Source organism: Serratia sp. BNK-23, from assembly GCF_047456145.1.
Taxonomy (GTDB): Bacteria; Pseudomonadota; Gammaproteobacteria; order Enterobacterales; family Enterobacteriaceae; genus Serratia; species Serratia nematodiphila.
The window spans coordinates 834,057-855,350 of the sequence record NZ_CP179900.1 but is presented as its reverse complement, the minus strand read 5'-3'; the positions used below and the strand labels follow the sequence as shown (position 1 = coordinate 855,350).

At 61.1% G+C, this 21,294-nt stretch carries 22 protein-coding genes; 10 read left to right on the top strand and 12 right to left on the bottom strand.

The window, feature by feature from the left end:
• The first annotated feature begins 9 nt into the window (after window positions 1-9).
• The 3 genes from galR (at window position 10) to ACMGF9_RS04050 (ending at window position 1,841) form a co-directional block, all read left to right on the top strand.
• The gene (gene galR / locus ACMGF9_RS04060) at window positions 10-1,029 is read left to right on the top strand and encodes an HTH-type transcriptional regulator GalR (protein ID WP_004931832.1); all 1,020 of its coding nucleotides are present in this window, start codon (window positions 10-12) and stop codon (window positions 1,027-1,029) included.
• Window positions 1,030-1,188: 159 nt separating this feature from the next.
• Window positions 1,189-1,533 (top strand): type II toxin-antitoxin system RelE/ParE family toxin, encoded by a 345-nt coding sequence (locus tag ACMGF9_RS04055; RefSeq protein WP_160125901.1) that lies wholly within the window; start codon window positions 1,189-1,191, stop codon window positions 1,531-1,533.
• 5 nt (window positions 1,534-1,538) lie between these two features.
• A complete protein-coding gene (locus ACMGF9_RS04050) occupies window positions 1,539-1,841 on the top strand; it encodes a helix-turn-helix domain-containing protein (protein ID WP_004931828.1) in 303 nt (100 codons plus the stop codon).
• Between the two features lie 27 nt (window positions 1,842-1,868).
• On the opposite strand, the gene lysA is transcribed toward ACMGF9_RS04050, so the two are convergent.
• Window positions 1,869-3,131, bottom strand: a complete 1,263-nt coding sequence (gene lysA / locus ACMGF9_RS04045; protein WP_021505676.1) for a diaminopimelate decarboxylase — start codon at window positions 3,129-3,131, stop codon at window positions 1,869-1,871.
• A gap of 133 nt (window positions 3,132-3,264) precedes the next feature.
• Between lysA and ACMGF9_RS04040 the strand changes: the two genes are divergently transcribed.
• Window positions 3,265-4,188, top strand: coding sequence for a LysR family transcriptional regulator (locus tag ACMGF9_RS04040; protein WP_004931824.1), 924 nt, complete (start codon window positions 3,265-3,267; stop codon window positions 4,186-4,188).
• Between the two features lie 27 nt (window positions 4,189-4,215).
• On the opposite strand, the gene ACMGF9_RS04035 is transcribed toward ACMGF9_RS04040, so the two are convergent.
• Complete coding sequence (locus ACMGF9_RS04035) at window positions 4,216-5,124, bottom strand: LysR family transcriptional regulator (protein ID WP_049240061.1); 909 nt, start codon at window positions 5,122-5,124, stop codon at window positions 4,216-4,218.
• Window positions 5,125-5,232: 108 nt separating this feature from the next.
• On the opposite strand from ACMGF9_RS04035, the gene ACMGF9_RS04030 reads away from it, so the two are divergent.
• Together ACMGF9_RS04030 and ACMGF9_RS04025 are read left to right on the top strand one after the other, a co-directional pair.
• A complete protein-coding gene (locus ACMGF9_RS04030) occupies window positions 5,233-6,117 on the top strand; it encodes an MBL fold metallo-hydrolase (RefSeq protein WP_004931820.1) in 885 nt (294 codons plus the stop codon).
• Between the two features lie 68 nt (window positions 6,118-6,185).
• A complete protein-coding gene (locus ACMGF9_RS04025) occupies window positions 6,186-6,833 on the top strand; it encodes a DsbA family protein (protein ID WP_021505678.1) in 648 nt (215 codons plus the stop codon).
• Between the two features lie 28 nt (window positions 6,834-6,861).
• Here the strand turns inward: ACMGF9_RS04025 and ACMGF9_RS04020 are convergent, their stop codons facing one another.
• Window positions 6,862-7,569, bottom strand: a complete 708-nt coding sequence (locus ACMGF9_RS04020; RefSeq protein ID WP_021505679.1) for a hypothetical protein — start codon at window positions 7,567-7,569, stop codon at window positions 6,862-6,864.
• A 205-nt stretch (window positions 7,570-7,774) separates the two neighbouring features.
• On the opposite strand from ACMGF9_RS04020, the gene ACMGF9_RS04015 reads away from it, so the two are divergent.
• Window positions 7,775-9,502: an ABC transporter ATP-binding protein/permease gene (locus ACMGF9_RS04015; RefSeq protein ID WP_015378932.1), complete on the top strand. Its 1,728-nt coding sequence runs from the start codon at window positions 7,775-7,777 to the stop codon at window positions 9,500-9,502.
• Between the two features lie 36 nt (window positions 9,503-9,538).
• Here ACMGF9_RS04015 and agaF read toward each other — a convergent pair whose 3' ends face one another.
• Genes agaF through agaR form a run of 6 tightly spaced genes read right to left on the bottom strand, consistent with a single transcriptional unit; the run spans window position 9,539 to window position 14,219 of the window.
• Entirely contained in the window at window positions 9,539-9,973 is a 435-nt protein-coding gene (gene agaF, locus ACMGF9_RS04010) for a PTS galactosamine/N-acetylgalactosamine transporter subunit IIA (RefSeq protein ID WP_004931813.1), read from the bottom strand.
• Window positions 9,974-9,983: 10 nt separating this feature from the next.
• Window positions 9,984-10,877, bottom strand: a complete 894-nt coding sequence (locus tag ACMGF9_RS04005; protein ID WP_015378934.1) for a PTS system mannose/fructose/sorbose family transporter subunit IID — start codon at window positions 10,875-10,877, stop codon at window positions 9,984-9,986.
• The gene (gene agaW, locus ACMGF9_RS04000; protein ID WP_015378935.1) at window positions 10,867-11,646 is read right to left on the bottom strand and encodes a PTS N-acetylgalactosamine transporter subunit IIC; all 780 of its coding nucleotides are present in this window, start codon (window positions 11,644-11,646) and stop codon (window positions 10,867-10,869) included. Before agaW ends, ACMGF9_RS04005 begins: the two co-directional genes overlap by 11 nt.
• A gap of 14 nt (window positions 11,647-11,660) precedes the next feature.
• Complete coding sequence (agaV, locus tag ACMGF9_RS03995) at window positions 11,661-12,137, bottom strand: PTS N-acetylgalactosamine transporter subunit IIB (RefSeq protein WP_015378936.1); 477 nt, start codon at window positions 12,135-12,137, stop codon at window positions 11,661-11,663.
• A 1-nt stretch (window position 12,138) separates the two neighbouring features.
• Window positions 12,139-13,422, bottom strand: coding sequence for a D-tagatose-bisphosphate aldolase, class II, non-catalytic subunit (locus ACMGF9_RS03990; protein WP_103086258.1), 1,284 nt, complete (start codon window positions 13,420-13,422; stop codon window positions 12,139-12,141).
• A gap of 23 nt (window positions 13,423-13,445) precedes the next feature.
• Window positions 13,446-14,219 (bottom strand): transcriptional repressor AgaR, encoded by a 774-nt coding sequence (gene agaR, locus ACMGF9_RS03985; protein WP_004931804.1) that lies wholly within the window; start codon window positions 14,217-14,219, stop codon window positions 13,446-13,448.
• Between the two features lie 503 nt (window positions 14,220-14,722).
• On the opposite strand from agaR, the gene ACMGF9_RS03980 reads away from it, so the two are divergent.
• The gene (locus ACMGF9_RS03980) at window positions 14,723-15,943 is read left to right on the top strand and encodes a CynX/NimT family MFS transporter (RefSeq protein ID WP_118891740.1); all 1,221 of its coding nucleotides are present in this window, start codon (window positions 14,723-14,725) and stop codon (window positions 15,941-15,943) included.
• On the opposite strand, the gene ACMGF9_RS03975 is transcribed toward ACMGF9_RS03980, so the two are convergent.
• From ACMGF9_RS03975 to ACMGF9_RS03965, 3 genes are all read right to left on the bottom strand, one after another.
• A complete protein-coding gene (locus ACMGF9_RS03975) occupies window positions 15,936-16,103 on the bottom strand; it encodes a hypothetical protein (protein ID WP_021505683.1) in 168 nt (55 codons plus the stop codon). The two genes, ACMGF9_RS03980 and ACMGF9_RS03975, sit on opposite strands and share 8 nt — an antisense overlap.
• A gap of 23 nt (window positions 16,104-16,126) precedes the next feature.
• Window positions 16,127-16,240 carry a YmiA family putative membrane protein gene (locus ACMGF9_RS03970; protein ID WP_049232362.1) on the bottom strand — a complete coding sequence of 38 codons (114 nt, stop codon included), beginning with the start codon at window positions 16,238-16,240 and terminating at the stop codon, window positions 16,127-16,129.
• A gap of 388 nt (window positions 16,241-16,628) precedes the next feature.
• Window positions 16,629-18,281, bottom strand: coding sequence for a multidrug ABC transporter permease/ATP-binding protein (locus ACMGF9_RS03965; protein WP_099982454.1), 1,653 nt, complete (start codon window positions 18,279-18,281; stop codon window positions 16,629-16,631).
• Between the two features lie 178 nt (window positions 18,282-18,459).
• On the opposite strand from ACMGF9_RS03965, the gene ACMGF9_RS03960 reads away from it, so the two are divergent.
• Both ACMGF9_RS03960 and ACMGF9_RS03955 read left to right on the top strand, forming a co-directional pair.
• A complete protein-coding gene (locus ACMGF9_RS03960) occupies window positions 18,460-19,380 on the top strand; it encodes a LysR family transcriptional regulator (protein WP_021505685.1) in 921 nt (306 codons plus the stop codon).
• A gap of 323 nt (window positions 19,381-19,703) precedes the next feature.
• Window positions 19,704-21,287 (top strand): L-lactate permease, encoded by a 1,584-nt coding sequence (locus ACMGF9_RS03955; RefSeq protein WP_414160548.1) that lies wholly within the window; start codon window positions 19,704-19,706, stop codon window positions 21,285-21,287.
• Window positions 21,288-21,294: the final 7 nt, after the last annotated feature.

The window sequence follows — 21,294 nt, the reverse complement described above, 5'->3', positions numbered from 1 at the left end:
TTGACTGATATGGCTACGATAAAGGATGTTGCCAGGCTGGCGGGGGTTTCCGTGGCCACGGTATCCCGCGTGATAAACAATTCCCCCAAGGCCAGCGAAGGGTCGCGCACCGCAGTGCAGGCCGCGATGGAACAGCTGCAGTATCACCCTAACGCCAACGCTCGGGCGCTGGCGCAGCAATCCACCGAGACGCTGGGGCTGATCGTCTCCGACGTTTCCGATCCCTTCTTCGGCGCGATGGTCAAAGCGGTCGAGCAGGTGGCCTACGCCACCCACAATTTTCTGCTGATTGGCAACGGTTACCACGACGCCGAAAAAGAGCGTCAGGCGATTGAACAGCTGGTGCGGCACCGCTGCGAAGCGCTGGTTGTGCACGCCAAAAGGCTGAGCGATCAGGAACTTTGCGGCTGGATGCAACAGATCCCGGGCATGGTGCTGATCAATCGCACGCTGCCGGGCTTCGAAACGCGCTGCGTGGCGCTCGACGATCGCTACGGCGCCTGGCTGGCAACCCGTCATCTGATCCAGCAAGGGCATCAGCGCATCGCCATCATCTGCTCCACCCACCAGATTTCCGACGCCACCGACCGGCTGCAGGGCTATCTCGACGCGCTGCGGGAACACGGTATCGCGGTGGATGAAAAGCTGATCGCCTATGGCGAACCGGACGAAATCGGCGGCGAACAGGCGATGACCGAATTGCTCGGCCGCGGCCGTTCGTTCTCCGCCATTACCTGCTACAACGATCCGATGGCCGCCGGCGCGCTTTCGGTGCTGAGCGATAACAGCGTCGACGTACCGGGGGAAATTTCGCTGATCGGTTTCGACGACGTGCTGATTTCGCGCTATCTTCGGCCGCGCCTGACCACCATTCGCTACCCGATCGTGGCGATGGCGACCCAGGCGGCGGAGCTGGCGCTGGCACTGGCCAACCGGCAACCGCTGCCGGAAATCACCAACATGTTCAGCCCAACGCTGGTGCGCCGCCACTCGGTCGCCACCCTCAACAACGCACACGAACAGCCGTAATTCCCACCGCCGCATGGGTGAGCCGTCACCCATGCGCTCAGATTGCGCAGCCCGCCGCATTTCCCGCTTTTGGATTTTTTCCGCTCCCAGCGTTCGTACATATTGTTGGCACAATAACCTTTACACTATATAGCATAAACGCTATATTTGGAGCGCGTCATGTGGCAAGTGGTGACCGTCGAACGGTTTGACGACTGGTTTTTAGCGCTGAACAACGCCCAGCAAACAAGCATCCTGGCGGCGATCTACAAATTGCAGACGTTCGGTCCGCAATTGGCGCGGCCGCATGCCGATACGCTGCATTTTTCCGACGCGGTCCGGCAGTTGAAGGAGCTGCGCATTCAACATCGCAGGCGCCCTTTCAGGGTGTTTTTCGCCTTTGATCCACAGCGGCAAGCGGTATTGCTGTGCGGCGGCGATAAAACCGGCGACAAACGCTTTTACCAGCGCATGTTGCCCATCGCCGCCATGGAGTTTTCACATTATCTGGCAACCCGGAGGTAGTGCAGATGGCCAAACCTTTATCCCAACTGATCGATAAACTCGATCCCGCCGTCGTTGCCGCCGCCAGGCAAAAAGCGGACCAGGAGATTTTCGAGCTGCGGCTGGCGATGCTGAGGGAAGAGTTGGCGGTTTCTCAGGTTGAATTGGCGAAGCGGCTCGGCATCAGCCAACCCTCCGTCGCCAATTTGGAAAAGCGCGGCAGCGAAATCAAACTGTCGTCGCTCAAACGCTATATTGAGGCGATGGGCGGCACGCTGTCGCTGGATGTGCAATTGCCCAATGGCCAGCACCGCCGCATGACGCTGTGAAGCGGGCGCCGGGCGCCCGCCCGCTGATCAGATAAGTTCCAGCGCGATCAGCTCTTCGATGGTTTGGCGGCGGCGGATCAAACGCGGCTCGCCGTTTTCGAACAGCACTTCAGGCAACAGCGGACGGCTGTTGTAGTTGGAGGACATCGACGCGCCGTAGGCGCCGGTATCGTGGAACACCAGATAATCGCCGATCTGCACCGGCGGCAGCTCGCGAGTTTCCACGCCGCCGCCCGCCTGCTGGGTAAACACGTCGCCGGATTCGCACAGCGGCCCGGCGATCACCGTGTCGCGCAGCGCTTGCCCCGAGGTATCGCGCCCATCGGCCGGCAACAGCGAAATATGGTGGTAACTGCCGTACATCGCCGGGCGCATCAGATCGTTAAAACCGGCGTCCACCAGCACGAAGTGGCGGCTGCCCATGTCTTTTACCGCCCGCACTTCGGCCACCAAGACGCCCGCTTCTGCCATCAGGAAACGCCCGGGTTCGATCTCCAGCTGCACCGGATGCCCCAGATGCGCGGCGATGCGTTCACGCGCCCGGTTCCACAAACCGAAATAGTGTTCGGTATCGATCGCCTCTTCGCCGTACTGATACGGGATAGACAGGCCGCCGCCGGCGGAAATGGCGCTGATGTCATGACCGAGATCGATCACCTGCTGCACCATCGCATCGCAGACCCGCTCCAGATGCTGGTAATCGACCCCGGAACCGATGTGCATATGCACGCCGATCAGCTTCAGGCCGTAGCGGCGAATTTTCTCCACCGCCTGCGGCAGGTCGGCATACCAGATGCCGTGCTTGCTGTTCTCGCCGCCGGTGTTGGTTTTCTGGCTGTGGCCATGGCCAAACCCCGGATTAATGCGCAGCCACACCGGATGCCCTGCGGAAACCTGGCCGAGCTGATCCAGCATGTCGATGGAACCGGCGTTAACCGGGATCTTCAATTCGCTGACGCGCGCCAGCGTGGCGTGATCCAACACGTCCGCGGTAAACACGATCTCGCTCGGTTCGCCGCCCGGTTGAAAACCGGCCTGCAGCGCCCGTTCGATCTCGCCCAGCGACACCGAATCCACCTTCACACCCTGCTCGCGCATCAAGCGCAAAATATGAATGTTCGAACAGGCCTTCTGCGCGAAACGAATGGTGTCGAAGTGGCGCAGCTGAGCGATGCGCTGGCTGATGATGTCCGCATCATAGGCCCAGACCGGGCAACCGAAACGCTGCGGCAAGGCCAGCAGGTTAGCGGCGTTCAACGCGGTGGAGGTGTCGTGCAACGGGCGTGGCATGGCGATATTCCCAATTCGAAAATGACGGCAGATAAGGCCATAGTGCCGCACGCTGAATCGAGTGGAAAATATCTATTTAGCCGTAGTCTATTCATTTATGATATGGCTTTCTCTACAGTCGAGCGGCCTCGCCATGCACAGTATCTCTTTGCGGCAGATCGAAATCTTTCGGGCGGTGATGACCACCGGCAACCTGACCGAGGCGGCAGCCCTGCTGCAAACCTCGCAACCGACCGTCAGCCGCGAGCTGGCGCGCTTTGAAAAGCTGATTCGGCTGCAGCTGTTCGACCGGGTGCGCGGGCGTTTGTCCCCCACCGTGCAAGGGTTACGGCTGTTCGAAGAGGTACAGCGCTCCTATTACGGCCTCGATCGCATCGTCAACGCCGCCGCCGGCATCCGCCAGTTTCAACAGGCGCAGCTGTCGATCGTGTGCCTGCCGGTATTCTCCCAATCGCTGCTGCCGGCGGTGTGCCAGCCCTTTATCGAACGTTATCCGGAAGTCAGCTTCAGCGTGATCCCGCAAGAGTCGCCGCTGTTGGAAGAGTGGCTGTCTGCCCAGCGCCACGATCTCGGGCTGACGGAAACCACCCTCACGCCGGCGGGCACCGAACGGGTGACGCTGATGACGTTGAACGAAGTGTGCGTGCTGCCGACGGGCCACCCGCTGCTGGTAAAAGACCAGCTGACGCCGCAGGACTTCGCCGGGCAGAACTTTATCAGCCTGTCGAGCACCGACAGCTATCGTCACTTGCTGGATGCGCTGTTCGGCGAACAGGGCGTCGAGCGCCGCATGGTGATGGAAACGCACAGTGCGGCGTCGGTGTGCGCCATGGTGAGAGCCGGCGTGGGGGTGTCGATCGTTAACCCGCTGACGGCGCTCGACTATGCCGGCAGCGGCGTGCACGTGCGGCCGTTCAGCATCGACGTGCCGTTCACCGTCAGCCTAATCCGGCCGCTGCACCGCCCTTCATCGGCGCTGGTCACGGCCTTTGTCGACCATCTGCATCAGCAGGCGGCACGCTTCTCCGCCCGGCTGGCCGCCGCTGTCAGGCGCTGAAAGCGGCCAGGGAATATTGCCGAGACCTTAGCGCAGCGTCGCCTGCCACTGCGGATCGGTGGCGAACCACTCCACCAGAAAGTCCAGCATGGTGCGCAAGGTGGCGGGCATCTGGCGACGCGAGGTGTAGATGCCGTAGATGCCCATCGACTGCGGCCGGTAATCCGGCAACAATTCGACCAGTTCGCCGCTGGCCAGCAGCGGGGCCGCCGAATAATAGGGCTGCATGGAAATGCCCGCGCCCTGCACCGTGCCGGCCATCAACACCACCGACTCGTTGGCGCTCAGGTTGCCGCTGACCGCCACCGCCGATTTCACCCCCTGAGCATCGAAGTGCCACAGGCTTTTGCCGAAATAGGAGTAGGTCAGGCAGTTGTGCAACGCCAGATCCTGCGGTTGGCGCGGGGTGCCGTGTGCCGCCAGATACACCGGCGCGGCGCACACCACCGATGCGCAGGTGGACAGCGGACGGGCGATCAGGTTGGGATCCAGCTCGTTGGTGATGCGCAGCGCCAGATCGATGCGCTCTTCCACCAGGTTCACCGCCCGGTTGTTCATCTGCAGATCGACCGCCACCTGCGGGTGACGCTTCAGATACTGAGCGACCGCCCCCACCAGCGCCGTTTGCCCGAGCGACTGCGAACAGGTAATGCGCAGCAGGCCGCGCAGTTCGTCGCTCTGCCCTTCCTCCACCAGGTCGATCTCCCCCGCCAGCGCCAGCATTTGTCGGCAACGTTCCAGAGTACGCTCACCGGCATCGGTCAGACTAAGCTTACGGGTAGTGCGGTGCAGTAAACGCGCCCCGGCCCATTGCTCCATCTGCGCCAGGTAGCGCGTCACCATCGCGCGCGACATCTCCAGCGTTTCCGCGGCGGCGATCATGCTGCCGCGATCGACGATGGTGACAAAAACTTCAGCGGCGGTAATGCGATCCATGATTAGTCCGATTTATGCAACGAATAATTGCTTATTATCCGGTTTTTCTATCGCTTTATGCAACCTAACATCGTTACAACATTAACCGATACCTAAGGACCTCTGCCCATGTTTAAGAAATCACTGTTAACTCTGGCCTTCACCGGCGTCGCCACCCTGAGCACTTACGCCACCGCTGCCGATACCCTGACCATGGAAGTGTATAACCCGGGCGAGAAAAGCGTGTTCCCGGTGTCTTCCGAAATCGTCAGCGGCCAACACGAAGTGGCGCTGATTGACGCTCAGTTCCAGCGTAACGATGCCGAAGAGCTGGTGAAAAAGATCAAGGCGACCGGCAAGAAGCTGACCACCGTTTATATCAGCCACTCAGACCCGGATTTCTATTTCGGTCTGGACGTGATTAAGGCGGCCTTCCCGGAGGCGAAAATCATCGCTTCGCCAGGCACCATCAAGGACATCAACGCCACCAAAGACGGCAAAGTCGCCTATTGGGGCCCGATCCTGAAAGACAACGCGCCGAAAACCGTGATCGTGCCGCAGCCGCTGCAGGGCGACAGCTTCACCATCGACGGCCAGAAAGTGGAAGTGAAAGGCCTGAACGGCCCGACCCCCGATCGCACCTTCGTGTGGATCCCGGCGCTGAAAGCGGTCGTGGGCGGCGTCGCGGTCGCCGGTGACAATATCCATCCGTGGATCGCCGACAACCAGACCGTGGAATCGCGCCAGCACTGGCAGCAGACGCTGAAAAACATCGAAGCGCTGAAGCCGCAGGTCGTCGTGCCGGGCCACTTCCTGCCGGGTGCCGCACAGACGCTGGCATCGGTGCACTTTACCCAGAAATACCTGACCACGCTGGAAGCCGAACTGCCGAAGGCCAAGGATTCCGCCGCGCTGATTGAAGCGATGAAAAAACACTACCCGACGCTGAAAGACGAATCGAGCCTGGAACTGAGCGCGAAAGTGCTGAAAGGCGAGATGAAGTGGCCGCAATAAGCGCCCCTGCGTGATTGAGCCAGCCCTGGCGTCGCGGCGAGCTGCCGCGCGCCAAGCGAGGAGTAAAAATGACCGAAACCACTCTGCATTACATTTTCGATCCGCTGTGCGGCTGGTGCTACGGCGCCGCGCCGCTGGTGAAAGCGGCTCAAAGTCTCCCCGGGTTGAAGGTTGTGCCGCACGCCGGCGGCATGATGACCGGCAACAATCGCCGCCAGATCACCGACGAGTGGCGCAACTACGTCATTCCGCACGACAAACGCATCGCCGAAATGACGGGCCAGCCGTTCGGCGAAGCCTATTTCAACGGCCTGCTGCGCGACACCACGGCGGTGATGGATTCCGAACCGCCGATCACCGCTATCCTGGCGGCGGAAAAGCTGTCTGGACGCGGGCTGGATATGTTGCACCGCATTCAGCAGGCGCACTATCAGGAAGGCCGGCGCATCGCCGACACGCCGGTGCTGGAGGCGTTGGCGAAAGAGCTGGGGTTGCCTTCGGCGGCGTTTATCGCCGAAATGCGCTTCAACAGCGGCGCACCGACCGCGCAACACATCGCGGAAAGCCGGGCGTTGCTGGCCAAAGTGCAAGGCCAGGGCTTCCCGACCTTTGCGCTGCAGGATAGTGATGGCCGCCTGCATCTGCTGCCGGCCGGCAACTATCTGGGTAATGTGGAAGCCTGGAAGAACCTGCTGGGCGCCGCCGCGCTGGCATAACCCTGCTCGCCCCGATCGCCGGGGCGGGTCATTCTACCCGCACGAACCGCCCTTCCGCCCGCACGTTGTGACCGAACCCGCAATCGCCCCGCGTGTGCATTTCCAACGCTTGCTCGCCAAACTCCATCGTCACGTCGCAGACCTGCGCGCTTTCCGCTTCATGCTGGTGGTAGACAGCCTTGCCGTGTTCGATCGGCAGCTCGGCGGAGAAGTCCCCCATGTTCGGCCCGTAATACAGCCCCATCTGCGGCATGGCGTAGCCGGAGAAATCGATCAACCAGCGCTCGCCCTGCGGCTTCACCGCCACTTCGCTCCACACGCCTCGCCCGGCGTATTGCCAGTACACGCCGCCCGGCCCCTGCGGCTGCGGCCGCTGCGCCAGCCGTTGGCGCAACAGGCTCAGGTTGTGCTGCGATTTGTCATCGTGCGGCGCCAGCGCCAGATAGGCCTGCGCCTTGAGCAATTCGCCGGCGTGCATCAGCGACAGCGCCACGTTGTTGTAAGCCGTGGCGACAGCCTGCTCGCTCAGGCCGCAAAACTCGCTCCAGGCCGCCTGATCGCGAAAGATGTCGGCGGCTTTGGCGTAATCTTGCCGCTGATAGGCCTTTTTTCCCAGTTCGGCGTAGCTCGCCACCTTTTGGCAATCGGCGGCGATGTCCGGCTCGTCAATGTGCGCCCAGGCCCGGGCGCTGGCGAAGACGCCGCAGGTCAGCAACAGGGGAAACCAAGCCTTCATCGTTTATCCTTTCTGCAAAAATTCGGCGCCAGTATAACCGCCCGGCGCCGGAGTGTATGCCGCAATTGCGCCCGCCAGCGTGCCGCTGGCGATTCAGCCGCCTTATTTCAAACGGTTAGCGGAGTCAAAACTGCTTACAGTCGCGGTTTGTTTGTTACCGGCCCGCAGCCCATGCTGAACAAAATACCGCAATTATCGAGCCGTTATGAACGCAACCCCCTTGCAGAAACACGCCGTGTGGCAGCTGATCAAACCCTTTTGGGTGTCTGAGGAGCGATGGCGCGCCTGGGCGATGCTGATCGCCATCGTCATCCTGTCGCTCGGTCTGGTCTATATCAGCGTGCAGATCAACCAGTGGAACCAGGTGTTCTACGATGCGTTGCAGAACAAAAACTACCCGGTGTTCAAGGCGCAGCTGTGGCGCTTCACCTATCTGGCGCTGATCTTCATCGTGCTGGCGGTCTACAAGATCTACCTGACTCAGGGGCTGCAGATGCGCTGGCGGCGCTGGATGACGGAAAAGTTCATGGGAAAATGGCTGGCGCACCAGGCGTATTACCACACCGAGCAGCAGCAGATCGTCGATAACCCCGATCAGCGTATCGCTGAAGATCTCAACGTACTGACCCAATATACCCTGTCACTGTCGCTCGGGCTGCTCTCCAGCCTGGTGACGCTGTTTTCCTTCATCGACATTTTATGGCACGTCAGCGGGCCGATGACCTTCGCGCTCGGTCAACACGCCATCACCTTACCCGGCTATATGGTGTGGTTCGCGCTGCTGTATGCGGTGCTGGGATCGCTGCTGATCTGGTGGGTCGGCAAACCGCTGGTCATGCTGGGCTTTAACCAGGAGCGGTATGAGGCGAACTTCCGTTTCGGCCTGATCCGCATCCGCGAAAACAACGACGCCATTGCGCTATACCACGGCGAACCGCGCGAGGCGCAACAGTTGGGTGACCGTTTCGACACCATTCGCAGCAACTGGTGGGCGATCATGCGCATCACCCGGCGGCTGAACATCGCCACCAACTTCTACGGCCAGTTCGCCATCGTGTTTCCCCTGCTGGTGGCGGCGCCGCGCTACTTCTCCGGCGCCATTCAGATGGGCGGCCTGATGCAGATCGCCTCGGCCTTCGGCCAGGTGCAGGGTGCGCTGTCGTGGTTTATCGACGCGTTTAACGACTTGGCGACCTGGAAAGCCTGCGTTAACCGTTTGGCCGGCTTCAACGCCGCCGTCGATCAGGTTCACCATCAGCCGCGCGGCATTCAGTTGCGGGAAGAGAGCGCCCATCCGTTGACGCTGGATAACCTCAGCCTGAACTTGCCCGACGGCCAGCCGCTGCTGGCCGGCGCCGAGATGACGCTGCAACGCGGCGATCGCCTGCTGATCGTCGGCCCTTCCGGCTGCGGCAAGTCGACGCTGCTGCGGGCCATCGCCGGTATCTGGCCTTACGGCGCGGGCGCCATCGGGGTGGCGGCCAACGCCAACACGCTGTTCCTGCCCCAGCGCAGCTACATTCCGATCGGCACGCTGCGCGAGGCGCTGAGCTACCCGAGCCTGGCGTCAGAATACAGCGACGAACAGTTGATGCGGGTGCTGGAAAACTGCCGTCTGAAACACCTGCAGCGCTGGCTGGATACCTCCGCCAACTGGAGCCATCGCCTGTCGCCGGGTGAGCAACAGCGGCTGGCGTTCGCCCGCGCCCTGTTGATTCGCCCGAACCTCCTGTTCCTCGACGAAGCCACCAGCGCGCTGGACGACGAAACCGAGCAACTGATGTACTGCCTGCTGGTGGATGAACTGCCGGACATGACGCTGATCAGCGTAGCGCACCGCAACAGCGTGGCTAAGTACCACCAGACCTGCTGGCGCTTCAGCCGCGGCGAAGACCAACCGGCGCGCCTGGCGCTGAGCCCGTTGCCGGCATAACTCACGAAGCCGGGCGCAAGCGCGCCCGGTTTTCGTTCAGATGCCATCGGCCTGCGCGTCTTCGCACTTCACCCGGCGGCGTTCATGCCACAGGCTGGTCAGCCCGCGTTTACCGCACGCCAAAGCCATCTCGCGAAATTCATCCAGGCTCAGCCCATCGCGCTCCAGCATCATTTCCGCCGCCAACTGCATGTTGACACCGGTCAGCACTTCACAATCCCCCTGCGCATCCGCCAGCTCGCAGGCGCTGCGAAACGGCGAACCGCCGAGCATATCGGTGAGGAACACCACGCCGTCCGGCTGCGCCACTGCCGCCAACGCCGAGCGTAAGGCGTCGTTGAGCTGCGCGGTGCTCATCTGTTCGGGGAAATCGACCGCCGCACAGTGCCGCTGCGGCCCCACCACCTGTTCCACCGCCTGCAACAGCCCGGTGGCAAAGCCGCCGTGGCCGGTAATCACAATGCCTGGCATAGCCCGCTCCTCACAAAATACCGATAAATTTGCCCGCCACGCCGATGACTACGGTGACGCCAATCAGCTTCACCGGCGAGAATCCGCGCTTCATCAGGAAGAAAATGAGCAGCGTGAAACACAGCGGCAACAAGTTGGGCATCAGCTTGTCCAGCACGTCGGTCTGCAGCGCCACGCTGGCCTTGCCGGCATGCATCACCAGCGGCGTGGACAGGTGCACATACGAGGCCACCAGCGCGCCGATCACCGTCATGCCGACAATGGAGGCAGCGTGCGAAATGCGCCGGGTGTGGGTCTTCAGCAGCGCCAGCGCGCTGGTGCCGGCCTGATAGCCGTAGTGCGCCAGCCCAAAACGCAGGCCGAAGTGGAACAGGTTGAACAGCAGCAGGAAGACGATCGGCCCGAACAGGCTGCCCTCCAATGCCAGCGAAGCGCCTATGCCGGCGCAGATCGGCAGCAGCGTCAGCCAAAACAGCGCGTCGCCGATGCCGCCGAGCGGCCCCATCAGCGCCACTTTCACCGCGCGAATGGTGGAGATTTTCTCCTTGTTCTGCTCCATCGCCAGCACCAGGCCGGACAGGAAGGTGACGTCGAACGGGTGCACGTTGATAAATTCCATGTGCATCTTCATCGAGTTGGCCAGATCCTGCGGGTTGCGGTGGATCTTGCGCAGCCCGGGGATCAACTGATACAGCCAGCCGCCCGCCTGCATGCGCTCGTAGTTGAACGACGCCTGCAACAGCAGCGAACGCCAGGCCATGCGGTTGATGTCGCCGCGCGTCAGCGCTTCGGCGGGCTGGCTGTCCAGATAATCGTCCTGTTCCACCTGGCTGGTGGCCAGCGCCTGCGCCATGCGCTGCTCGGCTTTTTGCGCCAGCAGATCGTCGGAATCGTTAAATGCCATCTTCGGCGTCCTCCTGCGGAGCGGGCCGGGTGGTTGCCTCTGCCGCGCCGCGTTGCGTGTTGAAGAAGTCGATCAGAGCGATCGCCAGAGCCCCCAGCGCCACCGCCAGGATCGGCAGCTTGAGAAACGTGACCGAGATGAAACCGAGGATAAAATAGGCCACGTAGGTTTTTTTCATCATCACTTTCATCAGCAGCGAGAAACCGATCGCCGGCATCATGCCGCCCGCCACCGCCAGCCCGTCCAGCAGCCAGCCCGGCGCCTTCTGCACCATGGCGCTGGCCGCATCGGCGCCGAAGTAAATCGGCAGGAACGCCACCACGAAATAGAAGATGAACAGAATGCTGATGCCCAGGTAATTCACCCGTTCGATGCCGCGCCAGTTCAGCGCTTTCACCATGCGATCGCAGCGGTGCATCATCGGTGAAAACAGCGTAAACAGCAGCGTGATGCAGCCCTGCACCGCAATCGAGAACGGCACCGCCACGCCGATCGCCACTTTAGGATCGGCCTTGGTCAGAATGGCGAATGCGGTGCCGATCACCCCGCCGATCACCACGTTCGGCGGTTGGGCGCCCGCCAGCGGCACCATCCCCATCCACACCAGCTCCAGCGTGCCGCCCACCAGCAACCCGGTATAGACATCGCCCAAAATCAGCCCCACCAGCGGCCCCATCACTACCGGCCGGTGGAAGTGGGTCAGACCGTCGAACAGGTCAACCCCCGCCAGCCCAGCCAACAGCGCAATCAATAACGCATCCGTCAACATGCTTTCCCCCTGGCTCAAAAGAGCAGTTTGCCGATCGACTCGCCCGCTTCATCCGGCACCCGGCGCACTTCGCACTCCACGCCCAGCTCCGCCAGCGCGCGGAACGCGGCCACGTCGCCGTCGTCCAGCGACACCGTTTTGTGCACCTGCCGCTTCCCCTCGGCGAAGTGCATATTGCCGACGTTGACGAAACGGATCGGCACCCCGCCGCGCACCAGCGTCAACACATCCTGCGGCGTTTTGCACACCAGAAAGATCTTCTGCCGATCCGCCGCCTTGTGGATCACGTCAATGGTTTTCTGCAGCGTGAAATAACGGGTCTGCACCCCTTCCGCCACCACCATGTCCATCAGGTTCTGCTGCACCGGATCGGCGGCGGCCTCGTCGTTGGCCACCACCACCAGGTTGGCGCCGAGGGTATTGGTCCAGGTCACGCCTACCTGGCCGTGCACCAGGCGATTGTCGATGCGGGTCATTAAAATGTTCGGCATATCAGCGGCCCTCCGGGTAACAGGCGGCGTGGTAATCGTCGAGCACCTGCGTCACTTTATGCAGCACCCACTCCTGCGGATCGGCGCTCAATTCGCCGGCGTTCAGCGCCCGCGCCTGATCCGGCAGGTACTGGCTGAGCAGCGCCAGCGGCGCCGGGCTGCGGCGCAGGTTGTCCAGCAAACCGTCGACCGCCTGCTGCACCTGCGGCTGCGGCCAGTAGTAACGCACCCGATCGCTCAGGCTGTAGTGGCGATCGAGGTACTGTTGGTGCGGCGTGCCGTGGTAATAGCGGCTCCACTGCTGCGGCTGCTCGCGCATCACCTGCTCCAGCGTGGCGCACAGCTGCGCCGACTGGCGTTCCCCCAGCCATTCGCGTTCGATGCGATCGAGGGCGAACAGCGCTTCGCGCAGCGCAAAGGTCAGCGCCGGCCCCACCTTCAGGATGGCGAAATGATCGCGCACCAGCTGGCGATAGGCCTGCGGCGGTTGGTAGTCCGTGGAGTGCGCTTCATAGATCATGCCCGGCTGCCGTTCGATGAAATGGCTCAGTGCGTCGGCGCGCTGCGGCTGGTAACGTTCGACGCTGTGGTGATCGAACTCGACGCCCGGCTGCACCACCAGCGCAATGGTTCGCTGCCAGGCATCGTTCAGCTCGGCCTTTTGCCAGGCGATACGGTGTGTTTCCAGGGTTTGCGCCACCGCCTGCGGCGTGGTGACCTGCAGGCCCACCAACGCCTCCTGCGCGCCGCCCGGCACCGGCACCTCGGTGCCGATCACATAGACCGGCGCTTCGCCGCCGCTCTGCGCCCAGGCGCGTTCCGCTACCGCGCACAAACGCGCCGCCCGCTCGGCAACCGCGGCATCCCCCAGAGGCGAGGGATCATCGGCGCACGACATGGAACAATCGAGGTGAATTTTGCGAAATCCGGCGCGAACGTAATCGTCTATCAAGGTTTCCGCCAGCGCCATCGCTTCCTGAGCCGGGCGATCTTGCCAAGCGTTGGGCCCCAGATGATCGCCGCCCAGCCACACGCGCTCGCGCGCCAGGCCCACTTCATCCGCCAGACGCCACAGCGCATCGCGAAACTGGGCCGCCGTTTGGCCGGTATAGCCGCCGAACTGATTGACCTGATTGGACGTCGCCTCCACCAACACCGGCGTGCCACGCGCTTTGGCCTGCCGCAGCGCGGCCTTCAGAACCCAGGGATGGGCGGAACAGACGGAAAAAATCCCGACCGGCATACCGGCCTTGTGCTGCTCGACAAGCTGTAACAACTGCTGCATGAAGCCCCCATGCAGGCGCCGTGCTACCGATCGGCGATGATGACCTCAACGCCCAGCTCGGTTAACGCCCGCTCGTAATCGTCCGGAAGACGGCTGTCGGTGATCAGCCGATGGATTTGTCCGGCTTCGCGAATCATGCAAAAGCTCTTGCGACCAAATTTGCTGGCATCCGCCACCGCGATAATCTCGCGCGCCACCTCGCACATTACGCGATTGAGGTGCGCCTCACCGGGGTGAGGCGTGGTGATGCCGGCGCTCAGATCGAACCCGTCGACACCCAAAAACAGTTTGTCGAAGCGGTACTGACGCAATTGCTGCTCGGCAGCCGGACCGTAGAGCGAGTAAGAGTTGCGGCGCACGCTGCCCCCCAGCACCATGACCTCCACCCCGTCGTTTCCCGAAAGCTCGTAGGCAATGTTCAGCGCATTGGTCATCACCACCAGATCGCGCCGTCCCTTCAGAAACGGCACGATCTGCGCGGTGGTTGAACCGGAATCGAGGATCAGCGCATCGCCGTCGCGCACATAGCCGGCCGCCGCGTTGGCGATCAGCGTTTTGACGTCGCGATTCAACCGCCCTTTGTCCCGCAGCGGCCGATCGAAAGCGAATTGCTGATTGAGCATCGCGCCGCCGTAAGCGCGCAGCGCACACCCTTTTCGTTCCAGAAAGCGCAGATCGTTGCGGATCGTCACCGTGGATACCGCAAACTGTTTGCTGAGCTGCTCCACGCGCACGCTGCCGTGCTCGCATAACAGATCGATAATGTGTTCACGTCGCTTTGCGGTATTCACTGGCATGAGCTGCGGTCCTCAGGTTTCCGGCATCGCCGGGGAGAAGATGGCTTTCGCTCTACTGCGCTGGCATTACAGCAAAGCGAAAGCAATGAAATTGTGATCGGGCTTACAGCCCCGTTTTAGCAAAAAAACCGCCAAAAAACCTTTCGAATCGAAACGGATCGAAAAACCTAAAAGCGGAAGGGGGGAAAAGTGAAATGCCATGACGGGCGATAACCCCCGGAGCGCTGAGGCGTGGGCTGCACGGAAAGCGAAAGCGACGCATGGTGCGCCCCGCGCCATGACTTTTAGTTCACTCAGTGACCAGGATCACATAATGGCAATTATCCGTCGGCCGGCGGGGATTAACCGCCGCCATCCCGCCGGGCCGTCCCCTTGTCAGCACGAGACATCTTCCCTACACTGGCGAACGGATACCGTCGATTTTCGGTACGTAAGCGTTAACGTCAATCAACGCATCACGCCATGCAGCACTGATTGACTGCATGCCTTGGTGCGAGGAACCCATGCCGCAACCCGCTTCACCCCCAGCGTCCACCGGGACCCCGCGTCGCCGGTTACACCGCCCTATTCTGCTGATCGTCGGCATTATGCTGATCGCGGCCAATTTGCGCGCCGCCCTGACCAGCGTCGGCCCGCTGCTGGAGCAGATCCAGCAACAGCTGGCGTTGTCCGCCACCGCCGCCGGCCTGATCAATTCGCTGCCGCTGATCCTGTTCGCCATCCTCTCGCCATTGACCCCGACGCTGGCGAAACGCATCGGTATCGAGCGCACCCTGGGCCTCGCCCTCGCGCTGCTGATCTGCGGCATCGCCCTGCGCTCCCTGCCGCAAGACGCCATGCTATGGCCGGGCAGCATCCTGATCGGCGCCGCCATCGCCTTCGCCAACGTGGTGCTGCCGACGCTGGTGAAAAGAGATTTCCCACATCGCGCCGCCGCGATGATCGCCGCCTATGCGGCGGTGATGTCGCTGGTTGCCGCCATCGCTTCAGGTTTGGCCGTGCCACTGGCTTCGCTGGCCGACCTTGGCTGGCGGTTCTCCTTGTTATGCTGGGGCTTGCCTGCGCTGTTGGCGCTGCTGGTGTGGTTGCCGCAGCTGCGGCGCTCCGCCACACCCGCCACTAAAGAGCCGCAGCCGACGGAGCCGCAACGCTATCGCTCTCCCTGGGGCAGCGCGCTGGGTTGGCAAGTGGCGATGTTCATGGGGCTGCAATCGATCGCCTTCTACACCATCATCGGCTGGTTCAGCGCTTTTGCCGCCAGCCACGGCACCTCCGCTCAGCAGGCGGGTTTCGAACTGTTCGTTTACCAGGTGGTGGCGATCGTCGCCAACTTTGTCATGGTGGTGATTTTGCCGCGGGCGCGCGATCAGCAGGCGATCGCGTTGGGCAGCTCTCTGCTGATCTTCATCGGCGTCGGGGGATTATTGGTGCAACCCGCCAGTTCACTGGTGTGGCTGACGTTTGCCGGGTTGGGGGCGGGGAGTTCGCTGGTGCTGGCGCTGTCGTTCTTTGGATTGCGCAGTCAGCATCATCATCAGGCGACGCTGTTGTCGGGTATGGCGCAATCCGTCGGTTATCTGTTGGCGGCGCTGGGGCCCACCCTATTCGGCCTGCTGCACGATCTGACGGAAGGCTGGCGCTTGCCGTTGATCGCCCTGCTGGGCCTGACCGTCTTGCAAATGCTGTTCGGCGCGCTGGCCGGCCGCAGCCGCGTGATCAGCTAACGCTGCGGCGCAATGGGGGCCGCACGGGCTCAGAGTCGGTGTCCTGCCATAAATCATCAATAAAGGCGCGCTGCTCATCGCTCAGCACCCATGACGGCGGAATTTTGGACTGTGCGCGACGCTCAGCGCCCTCACGGTTTTTAGCCTGCTTTTTGTTCACGAATCGCCTTCCTGCTTAACCTGCTAACTCAGTAACCAGTAAATCACGGCGGCGGTTAACAGCCAGAACAGCCCGCTACCGATAAACACACACAGCCATGCTCTACGTTTGATATCCGATCCATCCTTGCTCACCACAGCGCCCCCAACCAATAGATTAAACCACTCAAACAGCAATTATTGATCTGTTTTAACGATCGATAAAGTCGTTTTTTCCTATGGAAATTTAAAAAACAGCTGCTAGCCATAGACCTGCATCACCGCCTCAGTAAGAACGGCACCGTGGATATCACTGTTATCGGCAGGCGATAACTTGAATTGATAGGCGAACGAACGTGCAGTGTGCCATACCTTGAAAGGTCAAAATCAAACCACTGGTAAATAATTCAACCATCAATTATTTGACTGGTCATAAGCCAAATCGGCAACAGACAGCGCTGAAGGCGGGGGATAAAATGAAGCGACGCACTGGGATCATACGGTGAGAAGCACCGGCCCGCGTTGGTCTCGCTCGGGCCGGCGTGAGTTAACCGATTCTGCTGACGGAATCCCGGCTGGCGTGTTCACGCTCGCTGCCGGTCAGCTCACGTAAATGACCCGAGCGCATCTCAAGCAGCCGATCGGCATGTTCGAAATAGTGATCGTCATGGCTGATGGCAAACACCGTTTTGCCCAGCGCGCGCAGTTCTGGCAACAGCTCGCGATAGAAAATGCGCCGGAATTGCGGATCCTGATCCGCGGCCCATTCATCCAACAGCAAGATATCGCGCTGTTCCGCCACGGCCAGCAGCAAAGCCAGACGCTTGCGCTGCCCCTGCGACAGTTGCGGGTTAGTCACCCTGGCGCCGTCGAACTGCAGCTTGCTTTTCATATTCAACCGCTCGATCCAGCCGGCGACCAGTTCCGCATCGGGTTCGCCGCCTTCCGGCCCTTGCAAACGATCGAACTGATGAAAATCAGTGAAAATCGCCGAAAACAGCCGACGATAGTCCGGCATATCCGCCGCGGTCTGCGCGACGCCATCCAGAACGATGTGCCCGCTCACCGGCCGGTACAACCCGGTCAACAGCATCGCCAGCGTTGACTTGCCGCTGCCGTTGCCGCCGATCAAAAAGATCAGCTCGCCACGCCGCAGCGTCAGATTAAGCGGCCCGACGGCAAAACCGGGCTGTTGCTCCGTATCGGCATAGTGAAAAACCACGTCGCGCAGCTCCAGCGTCTGCCAGGAACGGCCGGCGGCGGCAGGGAATGCCGGTTGGTACTCGGCCAGGCGCAGCGTCTTCAGCTTGTTGAAAGCGACTTCGGCGCTGACCAGCGTCGGAAACGCCCCGACCGCCTGCAGTAATGGCGTGCGCAAGAACAGCAGCGTCAGAGAATACGTGGCGGCCACCGCCGAGTTCGCCCATCCCAGGCTGTTAGCCATAAAGAACACCAGTCCGATCGCCCCCAACATCATGATATTTGACCAGTTGAGCGCACTCAAATGGAAGGTATCGGCGCGAATGATATGGTGGCGGTAAGCTTGCGCATCGGGTTGATAGGTCTGTTCGTACAGCGCCTGCGCTCGCTTGCGGTTTAACGTCAGTTCCTTGCGACCGTCAATCACCGATTCGTAATGATGATAGAGGCGCTCTTCCGACTCGCGCAAACTGGCCATATGGCGATAAACCCGCGAGACCAGGCAACCGCTGCCCACCACGGTGACGGCGACCCACACCGCCGTCACCGCCAGCATTTTCGGTGATAGCCACCCCAGATAGGCCGCCGACCCCAGAGTTAAAATCACCCCTTGCACCAGTTCGGGCAAGCGCACGAAGGCGACGGTGATATTACGGACATCGCTGGAGAGACTGGCCAACAATGAGGCGCTGCCTAACTGTTCAAGGCGTTCAATATCGGTATCCAGGATGCGCTTCACTAACTGCCCGCGCAGGCGGTAGACGAAGTAATGGCCCAATGTCGTCAGCGCCAATTGCGATCCCAGCGTGACCGCCATCAGCAATGCCAGCAGAGCGAGAAACATCGGCAGCACAGCCAATGCATCGCCGCCGGCGTCCATCAGGTATTGATTGATAAACGCAATGATACCGATACCCAAGCCGGCGCTGGTCATGGTCAATGCCATAACCGCCAGAAATGGCCAACGATACTGGTGATAAACCACCCGTAGCAGTTCCATGAAAAAACCTCTGAAGTCGCGATCTGGCAGGCATTGTAAGCGGCGCGAGAATGAGATCAAGACGAATTCTCATTGCTCGCGCAGCCTCTGAATTCGACGCCAAGGGCATTTTGATGATTGCTTATTGAAACGAGAGACTTACACTGGCGCCACTTGCCGCTGAAGGGAACAGCCGATTATGCTCGCCACTCACGAATACGCCAACGACCTGATTCTGTTTGCCCTGATTGTCGACTGCGGCTCGTTCAGCAAGGCCGCGGAGAGCGCCGGCATCACCAGCTCGGTGGTCAGCAAACGCATCGGGCGGCTGGAAAAATCGCTGGGTGCCCGCCTGCTGTACCGCACCACCCGCAGCCTGACGCTGACCGAAAGCGGCCAGGCGCTCTACCAGCAGGCCAAAGAGATCGGCGCCAAAGTGCAGGAGGCGCTGTACGCCGTCAGCGAAAAGAGCGAAGAGTTGACCGGCACCATCCGTATGTCGGTGCCGACCATTTCGGGCGAGCTGTTGCTGAGCGAAAGCGTGGCGGAATTTTGCGCCCTGCATCCCAGCCTGAAGGTCGAAATGCGGCTGGAAAACCGCTTCGTCGATCTGGTGGAAGAAGGCATCGATCTGGCGATCCGGACCGGCACCATGCCGGATTCCAGCCTGATTGCCCGGCCGATCTTCGATTCCCGCTGGGTGATCGTCTGCTCGCCGGGCTACCTGGAAAGCCACCCGGAACCGCGTAGCGCCGACGATCTGCTGAGCCACAACTGCCTGACCTACACCTACCAGGAGAGCGGCACCGCCAACTGGCTGATGAAGCGGCCGGGGCGCAACGACATCTACGAGCTGCAGGTTAACGGCAACCTGTCGGCCAATAATGCGCGGGCGATCCGCAAAGCGGTGATCGGCGGCCACGGCATCGCCATGGTGCCGCGCTGCATGGTGTATGAAGATTTGCAGGACGGTAAACTGATGGAGATCCTGGCCGGCCACTGCGGCAAAGTGCTGGGCATTTACGCCGTTTATCCTTACACCCGCAATCTGCCGTTAAAAACCCGTCTGCTGATCGAACATATCATCGGTTCCTACCAAAATATCAGCCATTATTTTTGAGTTCCCTGCTCTGATTATTTCCCTGCGGCCGTAAAAAGACGCGGGGATTACCGCATTTTTGGACATGAACTATTGAACATTACCGCTTAATTAATGTGAGCTCACGCATTCATCACACAAAATTACTTCCTATCAAACTGATTTTAAAGCAGTTAATTTAACGCCTCCTGCCGGCCAGTTTCCCACCGCCGGCGCCGTTCGCCGATGTTAAAAAATTACCGCATGGCATCGTCGCCAACGTTGTGATTAGAATGAAAATGTTGCGGTAATTAACCTTTCAGCTACATATCTCTGCCCATAAAAATAATAACCCTGAGGATCTTATGCCCCTGCTTTTCAGTATTGCGCCCATCGTCCTGCTGATTTGGATGATGACCAAAAGGAATGGCGTGCCCTCTTACCTCGCCCTGCCGCTGACGGCCGCCGTGGTGTATGCCGTACAGCTCCTGTGGTTCGATGCCTCGCTGCGGCTGCTGCATGCCAATATCATCACCGCGCTGGTGTCGACGCTGACGCCGATCACCATCATTGCCGGCGCCATCCTGCTCAACAAACTGATGCAGGTAAGCGGCGCGGAAAACGTGGTGCGCCGCTGGCTGGAAACCATCAGCCCCAATCCCGTGGCCCAACTGATGATTATCGGCTGGGCGTTCGCCTTTATGATCGAGGGCGCCAGCGGCTTCGGCACCCCGGCCGCCATCGCCGCGCCGATTCTGGTCGGGCTGGGCTTCAACCCGCTGCGCGTCGCCCTGCTGACGCTGGTGATGAACTCGGTACCGGTCTCCTTCGGCGCCGTGGGCACCCCTACCTGGTTCGGCTTTGCCAATCTCGGCCTGTCGGACGCAAGCCTGCTGGAGATCGGCCGGCAAACCGCGCTGATCCACTTCGTCGCCGGCTTCGTCATTCCTCTGCTGGCGCTGCGCTTTATCGTTTCCTGGCAGGATATCCGCCGCAACCTGCCGTTTATCCTGCTCAGCGTGCTGAGCTGCACTGTGCCCTATCTGTTGCTGGCCCAGGTGAACTATGAGTTCCCGGCGCTGGTCGGCGGTGCAATCGGCCTGGCGCTCTCGGTGCTGCTGGCGCGCGGCGGCATCGGCCTCGCCCGCGGCGACAAACCGCAGAACGCCGGGCAGGCGGTGCCGTTCATGCAGGTGGTCAAGGCCATGACCCCGACCCTGCTGCTGATTGCTATTCTGATAGTGACGCGCGTCCACCAGCTGGGCCTCAAAGCGCTGCTCAACAACACCGCGCTGCTGTGGCGGGAAAACCTCGGCTGGCTCGGAGAGCTGCGCATCAGCCGGGCGCTGATCGTCGAACTGCAGCAGGTGCTGGGCACCTCCGCCGCCGCCGGCTACAAAACGCTGTATGTCCCGGCGCTGATCCCGTTCCTGTTGGTGGTGCTGCTGTGCATTCCGTTGTTCCGGCTGAATGGCGGCCAGGTGCGGCAAATGTTCAGCGAAACCGGCGGGCGCATCGCGCGGCCCTTTATTGCGCTGTTCGGCGCGCTGGTGATGGTCAACCTGATGATGCAGGGCGGCGACAACGCGCCGGTGATCCTGATCGGTAAAGCGCTGGCGGCGCTGACCGGCGGCAGCTGGCTGCTGTTCTCGTCGTTCCTCGGCGCGCTGGGCTCGTTCTTCTCCGGCTCCAATACCGTTTCGAACCTGACGTTCGGCGGCATTCAGCAGTCGATCGCCCAGAGCAGCGGTCTTGACGTCAACCTGACGCTGGCCTTGCAGTCCGTCGGCGGCGCCATGGGCAACATGGTGTGCCTGAACAACATTATCGCGGTCTGTTCGATCCTCGGGATCGGCAACGCCGAAGGCAAAATCATCAGAAAGACCGTACTGCCGATGCTGGCGTACGGCGGGATTGCGGCCGGTATGGCGGCGATCCTCACGCTCTGACCGACAA

Excerpts from the sequence above, each read along its gene's own strand:
- galR (WP_004931832.1), top strand. The coding sequence starts at position 10 with ATGGCTACGATAAAGGATGTTGCCAGGCTGGCGGGGGTTTCCGTGGCC.
- ACMGF9_RS04055 (WP_160125901.1), top strand. The coding sequence starts at position 1,189 with ATGTGGCAAGTGGTGACCGTCGAACGGTTTGACGACTGGTTTTTAGCG.
- ACMGF9_RS04050 (WP_004931828.1), top strand. The coding sequence starts at position 1,539 with ATGGCCAAACCTTTATCCCAACTGATCGATAAACTCGATCCCGCCGTC.
- lysA (WP_021505676.1), bottom strand. The coding sequence starts at position 3,131 with ATGCCACGCCCGTTGCACGACACCTCCACCGCGTTGAACGCCGCTAAC.
- ACMGF9_RS04040 (WP_004931824.1), top strand. The coding sequence starts at position 3,265 with ATGCACAGTATCTCTTTGCGGCAGATCGAAATCTTTCGGGCGGTGATG.
- ACMGF9_RS04035 (WP_049240061.1), bottom strand. The coding sequence starts at position 5,124 with ATGGATCGCATTACCGCCGCTGAAGTTTTTGTCACCATCGTCGATCGC.
- ACMGF9_RS04030 (WP_004931820.1), top strand. The coding sequence starts at position 5,233 with ATGTTTAAGAAATCACTGTTAACTCTGGCCTTCACCGGCGTCGCCACC.
- ACMGF9_RS04025 (WP_021505678.1), top strand. The coding sequence starts at position 6,186 with ATGACCGAAACCACTCTGCATTACATTTTCGATCCGCTGTGCGGCTGG.
- ACMGF9_RS04020 (WP_021505679.1), bottom strand. The coding sequence starts at position 7,569 with ATGAAGGCTTGGTTTCCCCTGTTGCTGACCTGCGGCGTCTTCGCCAGC.
- ACMGF9_RS04015 (WP_015378932.1), top strand. The coding sequence starts at position 7,775 with ATGAACGCAACCCCCTTGCAGAAACACGCCGTGTGGCAGCTGATCAAA.
- agaF (WP_004931813.1), bottom strand. The coding sequence starts at position 9,973 with ATGCCAGGCATTGTGATTACCGGCCACGGCGGCTTTGCCACCGGGCTG.
- ACMGF9_RS04005 (WP_015378934.1), bottom strand. The coding sequence starts at position 10,877 with ATGGCATTTAACGATTCCGACGATCTGCTGGCGCAAAAAGCCGAGCAG.
- agaW (WP_015378935.1), bottom strand. The coding sequence starts at position 11,646 with ATGTTGACGGATGCGTTATTGATTGCGCTGTTGGCTGGGCTGGCGGGG.
- agaV (WP_015378936.1), bottom strand. The coding sequence starts at position 12,137 with ATGCCGAACATTTTAATGACCCGCATCGACAATCGCCTGGTGCACGGC.
- ACMGF9_RS03990 (WP_103086258.1), bottom strand. The coding sequence starts at position 13,422 with ATGCAGCAGTTGTTACAGCTTGTCGAGCAGCACAAGGCCGGTATGCCG.
- agaR (WP_004931804.1), bottom strand. The coding sequence starts at position 14,219 with ATGCCAGTGAATACCGCAAAGCGACGTGAACACATTATCGATCTGTTA.
- ACMGF9_RS03980 (WP_118891740.1), top strand. The coding sequence starts at position 14,723 with ATGCCGCAACCCGCTTCACCCCCAGCGTCCACCGGGACCCCGCGTCGC.
- ACMGF9_RS03965 (WP_099982454.1), bottom strand. The coding sequence starts at position 18,281 with ATGGAACTGCTACGGGTGGTTTATCACCAGTATCGTTGGCCATTTCTG.
- ACMGF9_RS03960 (WP_021505685.1), top strand. The coding sequence starts at position 18,460 with ATGCTCGCCACTCACGAATACGCCAACGACCTGATTCTGTTTGCCCTG.
- ACMGF9_RS03955 (WP_414160548.1), top strand. The coding sequence starts at position 19,704 with ATGCCCCTGCTTTTCAGTATTGCGCCCATCGTCCTGCTGATTTGGATG.